Source organism: Duganella violaceipulchra (assembly GCF_019166075.1).
GTDB classification, from domain to species: Bacteria; Pseudomonadota; Gammaproteobacteria; order Burkholderiales; family Burkholderiaceae_D; genus Rugamonas; species Rugamonas violaceipulchra.
In genome coordinates this window covers 84,961-104,438 of record NZ_JAHTGR010000010.1, presented here as the reverse complement: position 1 = coordinate 104,438, position 19,478 = coordinate 84,961, and the positions used below count along the sequence as shown (strand labels likewise).

Annotated in this window: 15 protein-coding genes; 4 read left to right on the top strand and 11 right to left on the bottom strand. The window is 64.5% G+C overall.

The annotated features are described in order from the left end of the window. Window positions 1–66 precede the first annotated feature (66 nt). The 3 genes from KVP70_RS19255 to KVP70_RS19245 all read left to right on the top strand — a co-directional run bounded on the left by KVP70_RS19255 (window position 67) and on the right by KVP70_RS19245 (window position 3,494). Window positions 67–1,389, top strand: a complete 1,323-nt coding sequence (locus KVP70_RS19255) for a hypothetical protein (RefSeq protein WP_217943781.1) — start codon at window positions 67–69, stop codon at window positions 1,387–1,389. Window positions 1,390–1,599: 210 nt separating this feature from the next. Continuing rightward, a complete protein-coding gene (locus KVP70_RS19250) occupies window positions 1,600–2,100 on the top strand; it encodes a P-loop nucleotide/nucleoside kinase family protein (protein WP_217943780.1) in 501 nt (166 codons plus the stop codon). A gap of 185 nt (window positions 2,101–2,285) precedes the next feature. Continuing rightward, window positions 2,286–3,494 (top strand): hypothetical protein, encoded by a 1,209-nt coding sequence (locus tag KVP70_RS19245; RefSeq protein ID WP_229224932.1) that lies wholly within the window; start codon window positions 2,286–2,288, stop codon window positions 3,492–3,494. A 51-nt stretch (window positions 3,495–3,545) separates the two neighbouring features. Here KVP70_RS19245 and KVP70_RS19240 read toward each other — a convergent pair whose 3' ends face one another. The 5 genes from KVP70_RS19240 to KVP70_RS19220 all read right to left on the bottom strand — a co-directional run bounded on the left by KVP70_RS19240 (window position 3,546) and on the right by KVP70_RS19220 (window position 9,149). Next, on the bottom strand, window positions 3,546–4,778 hold the full coding sequence (locus tag KVP70_RS19240) for a malic enzyme-like NAD(P)-binding protein (RefSeq protein ID WP_217943779.1): 1,233 nt from the start codon (window positions 4,776–4,778) through the stop codon (window positions 3,546–3,548). A gap of 90 nt (window positions 4,779–4,868) precedes the next feature. Continuing rightward, entirely contained in the window at window positions 4,869–6,161 is a 1,293-nt protein-coding gene (locus KVP70_RS19235) for a Glu/Leu/Phe/Val family dehydrogenase (protein WP_217943778.1), read from the bottom strand. Between the two features lie 177 nt (window positions 6,162–6,338). After that, on the bottom strand, window positions 6,339–7,301 hold the full coding sequence (locus KVP70_RS19230) for a LysR substrate-binding domain-containing protein (protein WP_217943777.1): 963 nt from the start codon (window positions 7,299–7,301) through the stop codon (window positions 6,339–6,341). A 12-nt stretch (window positions 7,302–7,313) separates the two neighbouring features. Then, window positions 7,314–8,669 (bottom strand): MFS transporter, encoded by a 1,356-nt coding sequence (locus KVP70_RS19225; protein WP_217943776.1) that lies wholly within the window; start codon window positions 8,667–8,669, stop codon window positions 7,314–7,316. 9 nt (window positions 8,670–8,678) lie between these two features. Next, window positions 8,679–9,149: a MarR family winged helix-turn-helix transcriptional regulator gene (locus KVP70_RS19220; protein ID WP_217943775.1), complete on the bottom strand. Its 471-nt coding sequence runs from the start codon at window positions 9,147–9,149 to the stop codon at window positions 8,679–8,681. Between the two features lie 117 nt (window positions 9,150–9,266). On the opposite strand from KVP70_RS19220, the gene KVP70_RS19215 reads away from it, so the two are divergent. Then, a complete protein-coding gene (locus tag KVP70_RS19215) occupies window positions 9,267–9,515 on the top strand; it encodes a DUF3297 family protein (RefSeq protein ID WP_026335271.1) in 249 nt (82 codons plus the stop codon). A 70-nt stretch (window positions 9,516–9,585) separates the two neighbouring features. Here the strand turns inward: KVP70_RS19215 and KVP70_RS19210 are convergent, their stop codons facing one another. The 6 genes from KVP70_RS19210 to KVP70_RS19185 form a co-directional block, all read right to left on the bottom strand. Then, entirely contained in the window at window positions 9,586–12,600 is a 3,015-nt protein-coding gene (locus KVP70_RS19210) for a TonB-dependent receptor (RefSeq protein WP_229224931.1), read from the bottom strand. A 124-nt stretch (window positions 12,601–12,724) separates the two neighbouring features. After that, complete coding sequence (locus tag KVP70_RS19205) at window positions 12,725–14,746, bottom strand: glucosidase family protein (RefSeq protein ID WP_217943774.1); 2,022 nt, start codon at window positions 14,744–14,746, stop codon at window positions 12,725–12,727. A 13-nt stretch (window positions 14,747–14,759) separates the two neighbouring features. Next, the gene (locus KVP70_RS19200) at window positions 14,760–16,724 is read right to left on the bottom strand and encodes a glycoside hydrolase family 97 protein (protein ID WP_217943773.1); all 1,965 of its coding nucleotides are present in this window, start codon (window positions 16,722–16,724) and stop codon (window positions 14,760–14,762) included. 65 nt (window positions 16,725–16,789) lie between these two features. Beyond that, entirely contained in the window at window positions 16,790–17,755 is a 966-nt protein-coding gene (locus KVP70_RS19195) for a LysR family transcriptional regulator (protein ID WP_217943772.1), read from the bottom strand. Window positions 17,756–17,920: 165 nt separating this feature from the next. Further along, entirely contained in the window at window positions 17,921–18,112 is a 192-nt protein-coding gene (locus KVP70_RS19190) for a hypothetical protein (RefSeq protein WP_217943972.1), read from the bottom strand. 113 nt (window positions 18,113–18,225) lie between these two features. Further along, complete coding sequence (locus tag KVP70_RS19185; protein ID WP_217943771.1) at window positions 18,226–19,473, bottom strand: MFS transporter; 1,248 nt, start codon at window positions 19,471–19,473, stop codon at window positions 18,226–18,228. Between the last annotated feature and the right edge of the window lie 5 nt (window positions 19,474–19,478).

The window sequence follows — 19,478 nt, the reverse complement described above, 5'->3', positions numbered from 1 at the left end:
ATGGTATAGGGGGAGGATTGTTTTTCTATATACTTTTCGCTTTCAAACCGTGCACTGCGAGCCAGTATGAGTTTTCAAGCCTTCCCCCGCCATCTGGCCTTGCTGGCGCTGGCCGCCGCGTTGAACGCTTGCGGCGGCGGCAGTTCCGCTTCTTCCGTTCCCACCACCGGCACCACCGCCGCCACCACTATCACCGGCACCGAGCCGGACACCACCGGCGTCATCGTCATTGGCGCGACGGCGCAGGCGATCAAATTGCCAGGTGGCGCTGCGCTGGCCGGCATGGGCGATGCGATGGTCGTCGGGGATCACATCGTGGTGCGTTCCTTCTCCGATTCCAGCATTACCGTCAGTGGCAACAAGGTACATCCGCGCACGCGATTGAGTGTGCTGGACCAGGACGGCACGCTGGTTTCCAGCACCGACTATGGCTTTACTTTGGCCGCCGGCTACACCGGCGAGTGGCAGATGCTGCCGTCGCCGGACGGCTTCGTGATGGTGCAATCGGGGCCCGGCGCCAGGCTGCTGCATTTTGACGCGCAGGCGAAGCTGGTCGGCGAGCCGCTGGAACTGTATCCGGCCGTCGCCGCCACCTCCACCACCGAGCTGGCGGCGGCGGAAAGCAGCGCGGCAGTGGACGGCAACGGCTTTTGGCTGGTCACCACCTTCTCGCTGCTGCCGGTCACCGAAAAGACGCAGTACCTGCTCAAGCTATGCAAGTTCGATTTCAACGGCCGGCAGTTGACGCCTCCGTTCCAGATTTCGACATCGGCCCTGCATCCGCACATCGCGGCGTCGGGCGGCGCGGTGCTGGCGGCGTGGCTGGAGGGCGGCGGCGCGATGCTGGCCATGTGGCCGAAAGGACTGGGCGCGCCTATTCTGCATTCGCTGGGCACCGGCGGCGCGCAGCCTTATCCGATCGTACTTGATACCAACGGCAAACTGGGCATGCTTTGGAATGGCAAGGCTACGCTGACTAGTCCGGGCGGCGTGATGGGCGTGGCGATCGACAAGAATGGCGTCGCAGTGCTGCCAGCCGATCGCACCGACCTTACGAAAGAGACGCTATCTGGCCACTGGCCGGGCACCGGGCGGATGGCCGAAGTGGATGCGCGCGTGTACAAGGGCAGCCTGCTGCTGGCCGATGTGGCGGTCGGCGCCTACGCCCCCGGCGATCCGGTGGGCGACGTGATGGTGCTGGCCGATTACGGCGTCGGCACAGCGGCCCTGTCGTCGCAGAAGGAGCTGATCTTCCGCATCAAGATGACCGGCACGGGCTCGGTATTGGGCAGCTATCCGGTCATGCGGCAAATGCTGTTTGCGGATCACGCCACGCTGCTGTTCGGCGACGAGAACCACCTGGAGGCGGTGCGCGTCACCCGCAATTGAGGAGCGCGCCGTTTGTTGACACAATCGTCAGGCTATGTAATGCTCAACGCATGATGCTGACCACACGCCAATTCTCGAAGCTTGCGATTATTGCCGCCATTATTCCGATGGCGGGTTAGCTCTTTTTATTGTCGAAGAAGCCCGCCCTGGAGGCGGGTTTCTTTTCTTGGGAACGTCGCTTTTGGGGTTTTTTGAACCAAGGAGAGTTCCATGAAAACAGAAGTTCCAGTTCCTGCTGTCGCGACCTTGCATCTCGTATGCGGGAAAATCGCGGCTGGAAAATCCACGTTGACGAGCGAGCTGGCGAGAGCGCCGAACACGGTACTGATCAGCGAGGACAAGCTGCTGGCGATGCTCTATCCCGGAGAAATCGTATCGCTGGCCGATTACGTTCGCTGCACGTCAAAATTGCGAAACGCCATGCAAGGCTTGATCAGGGACGTCCTGGCAGCAGGAAGTTCGGCGGTGTTGGACTTCCCGGCGAATACGATCGCGACGCGGAGCTGGATGAAGACGCTGATCGCGGATACATCGGCCGCCCACTGCCTGCATTACCTGGACGTCAGCGACGAGGAGTGCAAGCGGCGGCTGAAGCGCCGCAACGACGAAGCCGTTCACCAGTTCAGTACCAGCGAGGCGGAATTCGATCTGATTACACAATTCTTCGTGCCGCCGATGGATGCGGAAGGCTTCAACGTCAAAATTCCTTGAAGGGTTGGCATATGAAAGTCGATGCGGCGGTGTTCGGAACCTGTTGTGCCTCTTGGTTGAAAAGGGCAAGCGCCGATGGTCTTGTTGCAACCATTTGACACACGTTGGACAACAGGGCCTTCGTGCTTGCTAAAGCCGTCGCTGCAAAGTACCTTGAACTGACGGCACCAATCCAAGGGGAAATCATGTATCTGAATTTGATCAGGGGTACTTGGGGCGGTGCGCTGTGCGCGGCGGCGCTGGTTTGCAGCGCCGCGCGTGCGGGGGAAACGGCCCCGTCGCCCTTCAGCATCGGCGGCGCGATACGATTTAACTACGTCTACAAGAATTGGCAGCCCGACCATCCACACGGCTTCTTCGGGCTGGACACTGCGCGCCTGGACGTCAACTACGATGATGGCAAGTGGATCGGTTCCGGCCAATATCGCTACAACGACTTCCCGCTGGGGCAGGGCGACTACACCGAGCATTTCCTGCATCATGGCTGGATAGGCATGCGCTTTGCCGACAAGAGCAGCGTGCATGTCGGGCTGGATAAAATCCCGTTTGGCCTGCAGCCGTTTGCCTCCAATAATTTCTACGAGTCGATCGCGTTTTACACCGGCTTGGAAGACGTGCATGACCTGGGCGTGACCTACGCCAGCAAGCCCGGTCCGCTGGAATGGCAGCTCGGTTTCTATCCGCGCGATGGCGGATCGTATGGCGGCAGTTCCAATACGGCCGGGGCGTCGAATCGCTATTCGTTCAATATCGTCCCGGACGACAACGCGCATGGTTACGGCTCTGGCCAAAAGGATAGCGAACGCAATACGCTGGTGGCGCGCGCCGCATGGCACTTTGGCCCCGGCGAAAAACAGGAGCTTGGCCTGTCCGGCCTGACCGGCGAGATACGCAACGGCGCCGGCGACAACTCCCGCCGCAATGCGGTCGCCGTCCACTACCAGGGTGCTTTCGGTCCGGTGGGCGTGATGCTGGAAGCGCTGCGCTACAGCTTCCATACCCGGCACGCGCCGACCCAGACCTACGGTGGCCTGGACCCGAACAGCTTTGTGATGCTGGGCGCATTCGGTTATCCGTATCCGGTGGCGGCCAAGGGCGATATCCTGGTCGCCAACATCAGCTATGACCTGCCATGGACGATCGGTCCGTTCACCGGATTTAAGATATACAATGACTTCAGCATGCTGACCAAGCGCGTCGGCAATTACAAGGACGCGCAACAGAACGTGACGGGGCTGAGCTTCGCCGCCGGAAAATGGTACTTCTACGCCGACTTCATGGCGGGCAGGCACCAGCCGTTTATGGGGCCGGATTTTGGCGGCCTCGGGTCGACCTCGACCAAGTATGATGGCGTCACCCATCGTGTCAATCTGCAGGCCGGGTACTATTTCTAGTGAGCGCGGTTGAGCGCGTCGCCGCAGGCGGCACGCTCAACCGCGCTGTGCCTAGATCAGCGATTCCGCCAGGTCGCGCAGGTCGTCCGCGTATTCCAGTTCATTGAGTTCCTTGCGGGCGACGCCGCTGCGCCAGGCCGCGGTGGCGATCTTCGGCGTGACGCCGCTCAGCAAACGCGGGTCCAGCAGGCCAGGCACCACATAGTCCTTGCCGAAGCGGGCGTCGCTGCGCGCCATGTCGGCCAGCGCCACCACGCAGGCGCGCTTCATTTCCTGGTTGATGGTCGAGGCGCCGCAGTCGAGCGCCGCGCGGAACAGGTAAGGGAAGCACAGCGCGTTGTTGATCTGGTTCGGATAGTCCGAACGGCCGGTGGCGATGATGGCGTCCGGCGCCACTTCGCGCACCAGTTCCGGACGCAGCTCCGGCTCCGGATTGGCCAGCGTGAAGACGATGGGCTGCGGCTTCATGCGCTCGATGTCCAGCGGCGACAGCACGCCGGGACCGGACACGCCGAGGAACACATCCGCGCCGTCCATCACGTCGGACAGCTTGCTGGCGCTGGTGTCCTGCGCCCAGGCGGCTTTTTCGCCATCGAGCTTGCGCGCGGTGGTCAGCACGCCCTTGCTGTCGCAGACGAAGATATTGCGACGTTCCGCGCCCAGGTCCACCAGCAGTTCCAGGCAGGCGATGGCGGCGGCGCCGGCGCCGGAGCAGACGATCTTCACGGTGGCGATATCGCGGCCGGTCATTTCGATCGCGTTCAGCATGCCGGCGCCGACCACGATGGCGGTGCCGTGCTGGTCGTCATGGAACACCGGGATCGACAGGCGCTCGCGCAGCTTGCGCTCGATGTAGAAGCACTCCGGCGCCTTGATGTCCTCCAGGTTGATGCCGCCGAAGGTCGGGTGCAGCGCGGTGACGATCTCGATCAGTTTATCGGGATCGGTTTCGTCGATCTCGATGTCGAAGGCGTCGATGCCGGCGAATTTTTTGAACAGCACCACTTTGCCTTCCATTACAGGCTTGCCGGCCAGCGCGCCGATGTTGCCGAGGCCGAGCACCGCCGTGCCGTTGGTGATCACGCCGACCAGGTTGCCCTTGGCCGTGTACTCGTAGGCCTTGGCCGGATCGCGCTGGATTTCCACGCACGGCGCGGCCACGCCAGGCGAATACGCCAGCGCCAGGTCTTCCTGGGTGGCGACGCTCTTGGTCACTTCGATGGCGATCTTGCCGGCGCTGCCGGCACGGTGGTAGGCCAGCGCTTTTTGTTCGATGGTGCTCATGGTGTCCTCGTTATTTTATTGGCTCTGAATGCGAAAAACGCCCGCACGGGCCGAAGCCGGTGCAGGCGCAAACTGCTGGGGATTAATGGATCATGGATACAGGCCGCGTACTTCGCGGGCTTGCAGCACGCGGGTGCACGCCAGGATGAAGGTGGCGGTGCGCAGCGTGACCTTCTTGTCCTGCGACACCGACCATACGGCGTTGAAGGCGTCCTGCATGATGCGGGTCAGGCGGGCGTTGATCTCGTCCTCGCTCCAGAAGAAGCTGGAGAAATCCTGCACCCACTCAAAGTACGACACGGTCACGCCGCCGGCGTTGGCAAGCACGTCCGGCACGATCAGCACGTCCTTGTCGGTCAGGATGTCGTCCGCTTCCGGCGTGGTCGGGCCATTGGCGCCTTCCAGGATGATCTTGGTGCGGATGGTCGGCGCGTTGGCGGCGGTGATCTGCTGTTCCAGCGCGGCCGGAATCAGGATGTCCGACTCGATGCCCCAGAACGCGTCGCGGTCCAGGAAGGCTTCGGCGCCGGGGAAACCGGTGACGCTGCCGCATTCGGCGACGTGCAGGTGCAGACGTGCCACATCCAGGCCGCCCTGGTTGACGACGGTGCCGGTGTGATCCTGCACGGCGATGATCTTGGAGCCGGCTTCCGCAAACATGGTCGCTGCCACGCCGCCGACGTTACCGAAACCCTGGATCGCCACACGGGCGCCTTCGATCGCCACACCGCGCTTGGCGGCGGCTTCGCGGCCCACCACGAACACGCCACGGCCGGTCGCTTCGCGGCGGCCCAGCGAGCCGCCCAGCGAGATAGGCTTGCCGGTGACGACGCCGGTCGACAGGTTACCTTCGATCATGGCGTAGGAGTCCATCATCCATGCCATCACCTGTTCGTTGGTGTTGACGTCCGGCGCCGGGATGTCCTTGTTTGGTCCGATGATCAGCGAGATTTCGCTGGTGTAGCGGCGGGTCAGGCGCTGCAGTTCGTTGCGGGACAGGGTCTTGGGATCGACACGGATGCCGCCTTTGGCGCCGCCGTATGGCACGTTCACCGCCGCGTTTTTCACGGTCATCCATGCCGACAGGGCCATTACTTCGGACAGCGTCACGTCCTGGTGGAAGCGCACGCCGCCCTTACCTGGGCCACGCGACATATTGTGCTGGACGCGATAGCCTTCGTAGTGGGCGATGGAGCCGTCATCGCGCTCGATCGGCACGTCGACGGTCAGGATGCGCTTCGGGCGCTTCAGGGTTTCGACCCAGCGCGACAGGCTGCCCAGGTGCGGGGTGACGCGGTCGATCTGCTGCAGGTAGACGCCCCAAGGGCCCAGGTCTTCTGGGTTGAGGTAGGAAGGCAGTGCGTGTGCTTGTACAGTGGTCATGCTCAAGTCTCCGTTTGAATTCGTGGCTGAAGGCCGCTCGTGGCGCTCTTCAAGTGGAGCGAATCATAGGACGGGAGACTGAAAACGGGCCAATGCTGTATGCGCATTCGGCTATGCAAAAAATGCATAGTTATGCAAGTGGCGTTAATCGGGGCGCTAATTCGCCGCTAACTGGCCTTATCTTTCCGAGACCGAGACGCGGCGTTTGCGGCCACTATCTTTTTGCTGCTGTTCGAGGAACTCCCACAGCCGTTCGACGATGGCCTTGCCGCGCCGGTGCGCCGACGGGCGCTCGCGGTACAGGCGGATTTCCATTTCGATTTCCCACTCGGAGGCGCCGCCGTCGGCGCGCGCCAGCTGCTTTTGCTTGAGCTCCCGCGTGACCGCCGATTCGGGCAGGAAGGCCACGCCGCGGCCTTCCAGCGCCATCATCTTCAGGCCTTCGGCCATGTCGGTTTCGTAGTGCGGGTCCAGGTGCAGCGGGGTCTTGGCGTCGGCCAGGATCAGCTCCACCATGCGGCCCAGGTAGGCGTTGTTGGTGTACGATAAAAACGGCAGCGGCTCTTTTTTGGTGCCGGGCAGCGTGAATTCCGGCGCTTTGTTCTTGTCGCAGCGGGCGTAGGCGCACAGCGATTCGCGGCCCATCACCAGCATGTCGTAGCGGCCCGGATCGAGCTGCACCGGCTGGCGCGGATGGTGGTAGCACAGCAGCAGGTCGCAGCCGCCTTCGACCAGCTGCATCACGGCGTCGTGCACGTTGAGCGCCATCAGGCGGCTGCTGATCGGCGCGAAGTCCTGCTCCAAGGCGGTCAGCCATTTCGGCACGAAGGTCAGCGACAGCGTGTGCGGCACCGCCAGGTCGATGCTGGTCTGCGCGGCGGCCCGCTTGGAACGCAGCATGTCGCGCGCGCCGTTGATCTGCGCCAGCATCTCCAGCGCCTGCTCGTAGAACACGATGCCGGCCGGCGTCAGGCGCGTGGGATACGAGGTGCGGTCGATCAGGTCCGTGCCCAGCCAGTTTTCCAGCGACTGGATGCGGCGGGAGAAGGCGGGCTGCGTCACGTGCCGCAGCGCCGCCGAGCGGCTGAAATTATTGGTCTCGACCAGCGAGATGAAGTCTTCCAGCCATTTGGTTTCCATGCGCGTTTCCTTTTACTGCGGTTGCGGGGTGTTCGAGCTGATGCTGCGGATAGGCGTGAGCAGATATGCCAGTGTCGCGAACACCACCAGTATGATGCCACCGCCGAGGAACAATTGCGACAGCGAGATCATCGTCAGCACCCAGCCGGTGACGGCGGCCGACAACGGCGCCAGTCCCATGAAGATGAACATGAAGATGCTCATGGCGCGGCCCATCATGTGCGGCGGCACGCGGCGCTGAATCCAGGTGAAGACGTTGATCTGCATGTAGCCGGACAGCAGTCCAAGCGTCAGCATCAGCGCGCACGCCTGCCACGGGGCTTGCACGGCGCCCAGCGGCATCACCAGGAAGCCGGCGATGGCGTCCGCCACCAGCAGCACGGTGCCGAAGCTGGCCAAGCGCAGGCGCGCGCCCAGCATCGCGGCGCCGGCCATCCCGAACAGCATGCCGGCGCCGTTGGCTCCCATCAGGATGCCGAGGGCGGAGGCGCCGTGCAGCTTCTCGCTGGCCAGCACCGGAATCGCCACCTGCATCGAACCGCCGATGAACAGCGATACCGTGCCCCAGTAGATGAAGCACAGGCGCAGCGGCACGTCGTTCCAGACCATCATCAGGCCGGCGCCGACGGAGCGAAGCACCGATTGCGGCGCTTCCGCCTGCGCCGGTGCGGTCAATGGGCCGACTTTGGACAGGGTCCATGCCGAGACCAGGAAGCTGAAGCAGTCGAAGCCAAACGCAAACGCCAGGCCGCGCGCATCGGCCACCACGCCGCCGCTATCGCCGCTGTTGCCGGATATGGCGAGCAGGCCGGCCGCCATCAGTGGGCCGATCAGCATCGACACCTGGCGCAATCCCATCAACACCCCATTGGCCGCTTGCAGATGCTCGGCGGCGATCGCCTGCGGCATGATCGAGGTGCCGGAGGGGATGCCGAACGCCTGCGCCAGGCCGATGCCGAAGGCCAGCACGTAGATGATCATCAGCGTCAGGTGCGCGTTGAGGTCGATGGTCAGCGACAGCGATTCGCTCAGCGAGAACGTCAGCGTCGGCTGGTTGTGCAGCACCAGCAAGGTTAGTAGGCCAAGCAGCACGGCGTTGGCGTACTTGCTCAGCATGAGGACGCGCTTGGGCGAGTAGCGGTCCACCACGGCGCCGCCGATCAGGATGAAGACCGCGCGCGGAATGCTCATCAGCGCGATGACGAAGCCCAATGCCAAGGTGTCGCCGGTGAGCTTGAGCACCAGCCAGGGCAGGGCGATCATGGTCAGCTGGTCGCCCAGCATGGAGATCACGCCGCCGCGCAGCAGCCATTTGAAGTTCGGGTCGCGCTTCAATGCCGCGCGTTGCAGTTTTTTTGGATCGTCCATGGTGGGCTCTCAGGAATTGGTGGCGTTCATGCCGGCGATCAGGCCGAGCGCGGTGCTCAGTTCATCGAAATGCGCGGTGGGACAGTTGCGCAGCAGGTCCTTGCTGATCTGCTCCGCCACCACCACGGCGTTGTTCAGCAGTTCGCGGCCGGTGTCGGTGATGGCGGCGTAGGCCACGCGGGCGTCGCGCGGGTCCTGCTGGCGTTCGACCAGGCCGATTTTTTCCAGCGGCAGCAGGGTGCGGGTGACGCCGGACGCGGTCAGGCCCTGGCGCTCGGCCAGGTCGACCCGGCGCAGGCGGCCGCCGGGGGCGCGGTTCAGGTAGTGCAGCAACATGAAGTCGCCGAAGCTGATGCCGTGGTAGCCGCCCAGCACCTGGTCGAGCCGGCGCACCAGAGTGGCCTGGGCGCGCGCCAGCCGCAGCGCAAATTCCAGGCTGGGACTGATGGCGGCGGGGGTGTCGTCAATAATCTCGTTCATGCTGTGCTCCGTTGTCAATTAATTCTTGATTAATGCTTGAGTAAACAAGTATATATCAACTAATCGCGGAAGCAAGCCTTTTTTTGGGTCCTGAAAATCAACTGATATAATTGCGGGATGAACGATACTACCCAACTCCCTCCATTGCCGGATCGTCTGTCGATCGACCCGCGCAGCAAATTCCACGTTGCCGCCGTGTTTGAACACGACGTGGGCATCCGTTTTAACGATAAAGAACGCCTGGACGTTGATGAGTACTGCATCAGCGAAGGCTGGATCAAGGTCCCGGCCGGTAAGAGCCTGGATCGCTTCGGTAACCCGATGCTGATCAAGCTGAAGGGCAAAGTCGAAGCCTTCTATCGTTAATCCTTCCGATGCAATAAAAGAACCACCTGCCTGAACGCGTTCAGTACAGGTGGTTTTTTTTATGGGCCGATCAGAACCGGTGGTTGTATTCCGCCGTGAAGCGCACCTGGCGTTCCGGCGCGCGGCCCAGCACCTGGTTGTAGTACGCGCTGACCGTACCAGGACCCGAGTTGTAGCCCGGCTGCGTGGCCAGGTCGGTCTGCTGGTTCAACAGGTTGAACACGTCCGCCTTCAAGCTCAGGCCCTTGAGCCAGCGCGGCATGTAGGTCGCGTTCAGCGCCAGCCGCACGTCGGTCGGCAGCGTGCCGGCGGAGCCGCGCGGCGCCAGCTTCTCGTCGCAATAGAAGGTGGCGGAGCCGTACCAGCCGGCCGGGTTGTTGTTGACGTCGAGCGCCTTGGGCAGGTTGCCGATGCAGGACTTCGGCGCGCCGGTGGCGATATTGAGGTTGCCGCCCACGCGCCATTCCGGCGTCAGCTCGTAGTAGCCATACGCCTTCAGCACCTGCGTGTGGTTGTTGGGCAGCAGGCCGTTGGCGCCGGTCATCAACTCCGGATAGTCGTAGGCGGTGGTGGCGGCCAGGTCGGCCTGGCCGATGTCGGACGCCACCTGGCCTTCCATATTGCCCCGGCTGCGCGACAGCGTGTAATTGACCTTGCCGTACCAGCCGTCGCGCAGCGGATGCTCAAGGAAGAAGTCCAGCGCCGTGTAGATGCGCTGCACTTTCGGCAGGCCCATGTCGTCGGCCGTCAGCGGCACGGTCACCAGCTTGCCGTCGCGGCGCAGGTCCAGCACCAGCGTGTTGTCGCGGCCTGGATTGATCAGCAGGCAGGGCATGTTGTACTTGCTGGCGTCGACGTTGTTGCGCTTGGCCCAGGCGTCCACCGGACGCTGGTCGCACCAGTCCTCGATGGTGTTGCGCAGCGTGCGGTAGGTGAACTTGGCGCCGGCGGTGTAGGCCGGCGTCAGCGCCGCCTCGATGCCCAGCGCCAGTTCATCCTGGTAGGTGGCGCCCAGGCTGCTGGCCGCCACCTGGTGCGGGTCCTTGGCCTGGCCCCACTCGTTGCCGCCCGAGACAGGCGGGCTGATTTCATTCAGGCCGGTCGGCACGCCGGTCTTGGGATCGACGCCGGTGTAGGTGAAGTAGTGGTCGATGTGGATCGGATTGCCGGCCAGGCGCAGCGCCACGCTGGTCGGAATCTGCAGGTGGTAGCGGCCGGCGTTGGCGAACAGCTTCATGCTGCTGTCGCCGCGCGCGTCCCACGATGCGCCCAGGCGCGGCGCCAGCATGTGGCGCTGCTCGGCGTACGGCACGCCGAAGCTGTTCTTGTTGGTGAACTGCTCGTTGCGCAGGCCCAGGTCCAGCAGCAGCGTGTTGGTGATCTGCCAGCGGTCCTGCACATACTGCGCGCTCTGGTCGGTGTGCGGCGAGGCCGAATCGCTCTGGTGGTATTCGTTCACATAGTAGCCCTGGGCGCCGTAGCCGCCGCCGGAGGCCGGCGAACGGCCGCCCGGCACCGTCGAATTCGGATTGGACGCGCGGGAGTAAATCCAGCTGCCGCCACCGGCCAGCGAGGAACCGTTGATCGACGAAACGTTGTTGTGGTCGACGCCGGCGCGCAGCGCGTGATCACCCAGCTTGTATTCGACGTCCAGGCGCAGTGTCGATTGCTTGTCTTCCGCGTTGGCCACCTGGATGGTGCCGCCTATCGTCTGCGGGTTGTTGTAGCTCAGTCCCGGCACCTGCGCGTTCACCGGGGCGCTGACCTGATACACGCCCGGCACGTAGCCTTCGGTGCTCTGCGGATAGGTTGATTTGAAGCGGCCGGCCAGCGCGGTCACGGTCAGGCGGTCACCCAGGTAGCCGGTGTATTTCAGGATCGAGTCGTTGGTGATGGCGGCGTCGCCCGTCACGCCGCCGGCGCGGGTGTTGTTGCGCTGGAGCGTGGCGTAGCTGAAGCCGTAGTTCTGCTGGGCTTTCTTGTACTCGTCGTGGATCTGGGTGAATTCAAGACGGTGGTCGTCGCTGATGTTGTAGTCCAGCTTGAGCAGGTAGCGCGGCGTGCGGGTTTCGCGCTCGGTCCAGCCGTTGGTCTTGTTGGTCGCATCGGAATCCTTGCTGATGTAACCCGTGGTGAAGCGGTCCTGTTCCAGGTTGGCGAACATGAACAGCTTGTCCTTGATTAGCGGCCCGCCGACATACACGCTGCCGAAGACGTCGGTGGCGTTGTTGGCGCCGCGGTAGGTCAGCAGCTTGCCGTCGGTGGCGGGGTTGGCGCCGGTCTGCGGATAGTAGGTGTCTTCCGGCTTGGCGCGCAGCCAGTTGGGCGTGTACTGCAACACCGCGCCGGCGTCCCAGTGGTTGGTGCCGCTCTTGGTGGTGATGTTGACCACGCCGCCGGTGGAGCGGCCGAATTCTGCGCTGTAGCCGCCTTGCAGGATCTGCGCCTGCGCGATGGCGAAGAAGGGCAGCGTGGTCGAGCCGATCTGCTTGTACACATTGGTGACCGGGAAGCCGTTGATGTAGTACGAGTTCTCCGACACGCCGGCGCCACCGAAGCTGTCGCCGCCGATGCGCGGATTGCCGCGCGAGGTGCCGGGCGCCAGCTGGATGATGCCCGACAGGCTTTGCGCCACCGGCAGCGCCGCCAGTTCGCGCGCGGTGAACACGGCGCCGTTGTTGGTGTTGCTGACGTCGATGCTGCGGCGACGGCTCGACACGGTGACCGCCTGGATGGCGTCGAACGAGGCTTCGACGCCCTGGCCGATCAAGGCTTCCACTTCCAGCGTACGTTCAACTTGATCGCCGCGCATCAGCATGACCTTGTAAATGCCGGGCTGCATGGAGGTGGCCTGATAGCGCCCGCTGGCGTCAGGATGGACGATGCGGCGCGCGCCGGTGGCCGTGTTCTCCAGCACCACGCTGGCTCCCTTTGGATTGGCTATCTGGCCGAAGATGGTGCCGGTGGCGTTTGATTGGGCGTAGGCTGGTGCGACCAAGCCGCCTGACAAAAGGGCGCCGCCGAATGCCAGTGCGAGGGCGTGGGCGACGAGTGTCATCCGGGCGCGGTGGGTGGATTTCTTCATGATGTCTCCTGATCGTTATTATGATGATCGGCCGCCGCAGGCGGCCGATGGAGACATACTAGGCAAGGCGGGGATTGCAATCTAATGAATGTTTAGCCACCACCATTGCTGAAAACGATATACATCAATTGGGCAGAGTGACCTGCAACGGCGCCTTGCCGTTCCAGGCCTGATCCAGCACGGTCTTGCCGTTCAGGCGCACCAGCACGCGTTGCTCCGGCCGGCCTGGCCGCAGGCGCGTGGTGACCAGGTCGAGACCTTCGCCCTGGTCGCCAGCGCCGAACGCGCGTATGCGCCGCAAGGCCATGCGCGGCCAGCCCTTGGGCAGGCGCGGCGCGAAACTGAAACTGCGCAAACCGGTCGGCTCGATGCCGAACAGGCCTTCCGTCATCACCCGCGCATACAGGCCGCTTTCCGCCGACAGGTGGCGCTGCTGGCCTTCCGGCCACGCCTCCACCGCATACGGCACGTGCTCGCCCAGCAGGCGGCGGCCGGAGTAGTAGCGCAGGTAGGGCATGGTGCGTTCCAGCTCGCCCGCCTTCAACAGGCCGCGCAGCGTGTACAGCGTGGCGCGGTCCCAGAAGGTCTTGTCGCCGGCTTCGGTCAGCACGCCGTTCTCGGACCACAGCTGCGGCGACAGCAGCGCGTCGATGGTGCCGTGCTGGCGTTCCGTGATGCCGAACGCCAGCGGCAGCGCGATCCACGCGCGCAGCTTGTCGTTGCCGGCGTAGTAGCGGTAGGTGTCGTAGCCGCTCATGCTGGCGCCGAAGTAGCGTTCGAGGGCGGCACGCTGGTCCTGCGCCTCCTGTTGCAGCGCGGCGGCGCGCGGCTGGTCGCCCAGCGCCGCGTTCAGGCGCGCGGCGCCGGTCAGGCCGCCGTAGGCCAGCACGTTGGTCGACAGGTTGGCTTTACCGGCCGGGAAGCGGCCTTCCAGTTCATCGCTGTCGGAATGGACGATGCCTTCGCCGTCGCGTTGGCGGCGGGTGAATTCCAGGCACCAGTCGATCAAGGGAAGCAGCTGGCGCGCGGTGCCGGCGTCGCCCTGCGCCAGCGCGAACTGGCTGGCGCCGTAGGAAATCATGGCGCAGTCGCCACGGTCGCCGGCGCCGTTCCAGTAGCCGCGTCCCTCGGCGATGATGGAGGAGGGCAGCGCCTTGTATTCCGGATTCATGTAGCGCGCGAACAGGCCGAAACTGGTGACCGCGCTTTGCACGGCGGCGCGGTCGCCCAGGTAGGGGAAGAAGGGATTGACGTATTCCGCCTGGTCGTTGGCCCAGACGGCGGCGTAGTAGCGGGTGCCGCCCGGTGCGTGCAGCAGGCCGCCGCGCGTGGCGAACACGCTTTCGGCGGCGCGCACTTTGGAGAAGGCGAACATGGTGTCGAGCACCGGGTCCGGCGTTTCGAGCACCAGGTCGCCGCGCCACTGCGCCACCTTGCGGGCGCGCGCCTGCAAGGCTTCTTCGCCGTCCACGTACACCATTTCGTTTTGCAGGCGGCCGCTGACGATCACGTCCACGTGCACGCGCGCGCCCGGCACCAGCGTGCCTACACGCGCCGCCGACTGCACGGCGATCACGTAGGCGCCATGCGTGCCGCGGTCGGCGGGCGTGGTTTCGCTGTTGTCCAGCGCGGCGAAGCTGTAGCGGCGCGCGGTATTGCCGTGGTTGACCAGCTCCAGCCGCTCCACCAGCGCCGGCTCGTCCGGCGATGGCGTCAGTGTGCGGGTCAGCAGCAGGCCAGGCGCCAGCTGGGATTGCAGGCTGAGACGGCCGTCGAAGCGCACCTGTTGCAGATGCTCGGGGGCGGCGGGGGCGCCGTCGATGGTGATGGCGGGTGTGGCCTCGGGGCCGAACTTGCGTATCAGGCTGGCATGCGTGTCGTCCGGGATGGTGCGCAGCATCGGCCAGACCACGGTGCGTGTCAGCAGCAGTGTGCCGTCGGGCTGGCTGCCGTAGTCGATCACCGCCGATACCTGGCGGCCGCTCATCTCCAGCTGGTCGCGGTGGGTGTCGCCGACCTGCCAGCGGATCGCGTTGCCGTCGATCTGCCAGCGCGGCGTGAAGGCGGGAGGCGCGGCTTGCGCCAGGCTGGCCGCCAACAGTGCTGCGGCCAAGGCGGTGCGGCGCGTGCGTAAAAATTTTTGCATGCTGGGGTTCTCCTTATTTCGCAGGCGTGCCTGGGCGGATGATGGCGGCCCAGCCGCCGCCTGGCGCCAGGCGCATGGTGAGGCGGCTGGCGCGGCTCACGCTGGCGCTGCCGGCCTGCACGTCGGTGGCGAAGATCGCCGCGTTCGGGCCGTCCTCCATGCTGCTCATCTGGTAGCTGCCTTCGCCCAGGAAGGACAGGTCGAGCGCCAGTTCGCGGCCGTCGGCCCCGGTCATGGCGCCCACGTACCAGGTATCGCCGTGGCGACGCGCCATGGCCACGTAGCGGCCCAGTTCCGCGTGCAGCACGCGGCTCTCGTCCCACTCCACCGGCACCTGGCGGATGAAGGCCAGCGACGAGGGATAGGCGCGGTATTGCGACGGGCTGTCGGCCAGCATCTGCAAGGGGCTTTCATAGATCACGTACATCGCCAACTGGTGCGCGCGCGTGCCCTGGCTCATGGGGCGGTCGAAGCTGGCCACGAAGTCCTTGCGGTGCGCGTTGCTCATGGCGCCGGGGGTGTAGTCCATCGGCCCGGCGAACATGCGGATGAAGGGCACGGTGACGTCGTGCTCCGGGGTCTGCTTGTCGGTCCACTTGTCGTTTTCCAGACCCTTCACGCCTTCGAAGGTGAGCACGTTCGGCCAGGTGCGTTGCAGGCCGCTGGGCTTGAAGCTGCCGTGGAAGTCCACCAGCAGCTTGCGCGACGCCGCTTCACGCGCCACGCGCTCGTAGTAGTTGACCATCCACTGGTCGGCGCGCTGCATGAAGTCGACCTTGATGCCGGCCGCGCCCCAGCGCGCGAACTGGTCCAGCGCCGCCGTCATCTGGGTGTCCAGCGTTTTCCACGACACCCACAGGATGATGCCGACGCCGCGCTCCTTGGCATGCGCCATCAGCGCCGGCATGTCGATGGCCGGCTTGACCGCCAGCAGGTCGCCCAGCTCATACCAGCCTTCGTCCATGATGATGTATTCGAGGCCGTTCTCCGCCGCGAAGTCGATGTAGTGGCGATAGGTGCGGGTGTCGACGCCGGACTTGAACGGCACGTTGTACAGGTGGTTGCCGTTGTACCAGTCCCACGCCACCTTGCCCGGCTTGATCCAGTCGGTTTGCTTGAGCTCCTGGGCGTCGGCCAGCAGGTAGGGCATCTGGTTCAGCAGCAGGCCGCCGGCGTCGGCGGCGATGCCCATGATGCGCCATGGGTAGGCGCGGGTGCCGGCGGTGCGCGCGATGTAGGGCGCTTCCTGCGTCACCGGCACGTTGCGGTCGTCGCGCGCGGTGTCGGCCAGCGCCACTTTCGGGAACACGGCGCGCAGGCCGTCCGCCTCGCCGTGCAGGTACATGCCGGGATAGTCGCGCAGGCCGGATTCGGTCAACACCAGGTGCGAGCCGCCGCTGCGCACCAGCGCCGGCACGCCCACCAGTTTGCCCACCGCTTCGCTGACGGCCAGCGGCTGATAATAGTGCTCGTTGTGCGACTGCATGGACTTCTCCTGCGGCCAGTACAGCGTGTCCTGCGGCCGCACGTGGACGCCGGCCAGTTCGTCCTCCACCGTCACCTGGCCGGGCAGCTCGGTGCGGAAGCGGTAGGCGATGCCTTCGTCGTAGGCGCGCACTTCCAGCGTGTAGCCGCCGGCGAAGTCCAGCTGCAGGGCGTTGTAGTGGTCGCGTACCTGGCGCGATTTCTGCGCCACCACGGGGCGCACCGTGGTGTCGATGCTGGTGCGCTGCTGCTTGGTCAGGCGCGGATGGTCGCCCAGCGTGCCGATGCCGCTCAGTTTCAGGCCGATGGCGGAGGGCAGCACCAGCTGGGCGTCGCGATGGCTGACCGCCAGCGTCAGCTGCTCGCCGGTGTCGATGGTGACGCGCAGCTGGCGGTCGGGCGAATTCAGTTCCAGCAGGTTGGCGGCCTGGCTGGCCAGCGGCGCGATCAGGAACAGCGCGCCGAGGCGGCGCGCAAAGGACAGGTGTTTCAAGGCGGTCTCCCTATAGGTGTTTTTGGCATGCTATGCGCGCGGGGGCATAGCAGTCCATTCACCTTTTATGCGTCTGCCATATCGAATACGGCAAGGCTGGTCGAGGCCTGGCGGCGTATCGCTTGCAGCAGCAGCTCGGCGCCCGGCGACAGCAGGCGGTCGCGCCGGCGGATGATGCCGTAGGGGTCCATCTGGCAGGCCAGTTCGATCGGCAGCACCGCCAGCAGGCCCAGTTCCTGATAGTGCAGCGCGATGTCGGCCGACATCACGTTCAGCGCGTCGCTCATTTGCAGCATGCTGGTGATAAGCACGATTTCGCTGGTATCGACCACGTCGCCCGGCGGCTCCAGGCCGGCGTTGTGGAACTGCTGGTCGAAGCGCTGGCGCAGGATGCTGCCGGGCGGCGGCATGATCCACGGTGCGCCCGCCAGTTCGTGCAGCGAGAGCCGCGCGCGTCCGGCCAGCGGGTGGCCGACGCGCGCCACCACCACCACCGGTTCGGCCGCCAGTTCCTCGTATTGCAGGTCGGCGTTGTCGGATAGGCCGGTCATGCGCGCCAGCAGAAAATCGAAGTTGCCGCGTTGTAGACGTTCGAGCAGCACCATGCTCGATTCGACCTGCACGCCGATGCGCAGCAGCGGCGCCAGCTTTTTGACGCGGGTGATGGCGCAGGGTAGCAGCCGCATGGCCGGCGTCATGATGCTGCCGACGTCGACCTGGCCGGCCAGGCCGGCCCTGAGCGCGACGATGTCCTCGTGCGCGCGCGCCAGGCTGGTGAGCGCCATGCGGGCGTGGCGTATCATGCTTTCGCCGTAGATGGTCGGTTCCATGCCGCGCGGCAGGCGCTCGAACAGGGCGATGCCGAGCATGTCCTCGAGCTCCTTGAGCTGCTTGGAGGCGGCCGGCTGGGTCATGCACAGGACTTCGGCCGCGCGCATCAGTGTACCTTCATCGTCCAGCGCGATCAGCAACAGCAGCTGGCGGGTTTTCAGGCGCGCGCGCAGGAACCAGTTTGGATTTGGCGCGTTCATGGCGTCTCCCTTGTAATTATGAAAAAATTATACGGGGCGGAGCCATAGCCGTTCAATGATGTTATCGAGGCCGTTGATATCGAAATCGGCATAGTGCCGGCTTGCTGAATGCGAAACGGCCCGGCCGAAATTCGACCGGGCCGTCCGTGACCGGGTTGTTGCTCGTTACTGCGCCGGCGGTTCGCCGCGCAATTTGTCCAGCATCTGCAAGGTCGTCGGCAGCAGGTTCATGATGCCGTGATAGGCACAGTATTCACAAAATGCTTCTTCCGGACTCATGGCGGTGATGCTGGCGTCCGAGTGTCCGCGACGGCGCAGTGCGCGTAAGCAGGCTGCGTCCATATTCCTTGCGTTCATGCGCTGATTCCCTTTCGAATGGTTCCAGGTTGGTTGGGATGGTGTCTCAGCGCAATTATATGCTCAAAATAATGCTGTGTGGCAACTATATTGAGTTAATTTAAGATTTGGGGCTATTTTGTCATGGCGGCGGCCGGCGGCATGGCCGCCGCCGTGTTGCGGTTCAAGCGCCACAGCAAGGCCAGGCCGACCAGCGAGGTGCCGACCACGACGAAGCCCACCCGGTCGAAATGCTGCAGCTGGCCGGACACGCCCTGGGTGACGATATGGCCGGCCAGCACCGAGGCCACGCCGCCCGACAGCTGCTGGATCGAGGCGCTGATGGCGTTGAACGAGCCGCGCTGGGTCTGCGCCGGCACGCCCGCCATCATGGCCTGGAACGGGATCATGCGTGAGAAGATGCCGATGAACAGCACGGTGTTGATGACGATGAACACCGGCAGCGCGGTCACGCCCAGATGGGTGTAGACCAGCACCATGGTGATGGTCAGCGTGGTGCCGAAGGTGAACACGCGGAACTTGCCGACCGCGTCCGCCAGCTTGCCGATCAGCGGGCCGATGAAGATGGTGCACAGACCGGTGACCAGGTAGACCGTCGGCAGGTGGAACAGGTCGATGCCGAGGTTGTTGACGATGTAGGCGCTGCTGAACGGCATCAGCATGAAGCCGCCCGTGGTCAGCAAGGCGGTGGTGGCGAAGGCCAGCAGGTAGCGCCGCTCGGTGACGGTGTGGAACAGGTGCATCCAGGCGCTGTGCTCCTGCGGCTTGCCGAGGTGGGCGTTGACCGGCTGCAGCTTCCACGCCACCAGCAGGCCGCCGCTCAGGCCGAAGGCGGCCATGGCGACGAAGGGGATGTGCCAGTTCCAGTGGCTCGACAAATAGATGCCGGCCGGGATGCCCAGCACCTGGCTGGCGGCGAACGCGGTCTGGATGAAGCCCATGACACGGCCGCGCTGTTGCGGCAGGAACAGGTCGCTGGCGATGGCCAGCACGATGGAGCCGATCACGCCGCCGAACAGGCCGGTGACGATGCGCGCGGCCAGCAGCGATTCATAGCTTTGCGCCATGCCGCACCACAGCGTGCCGAGGATGAAGCCGGTGTAAAAGAACAGCAGCAGCCGCTTGCGGTCGAAGCGGTCGGCGAAGCCGGCCGTCAGCAGGCCGGACGCGCCGGCGCTGAAGGCATAGGCCGACACCACCAGGCCGAACTGCTTGGGGCTGATGCTCAGCGCCGGCATGATGACCGCGCCGAGCGGCGACATCAGCATGAAATCGAGGATGACGGCGAACTGCAGGAAGGCCAGCATCGCCACCACGGTTTTTTGATAGCCGGTGAACGGCGTCGGTACAGGTTTGATCATGTGTC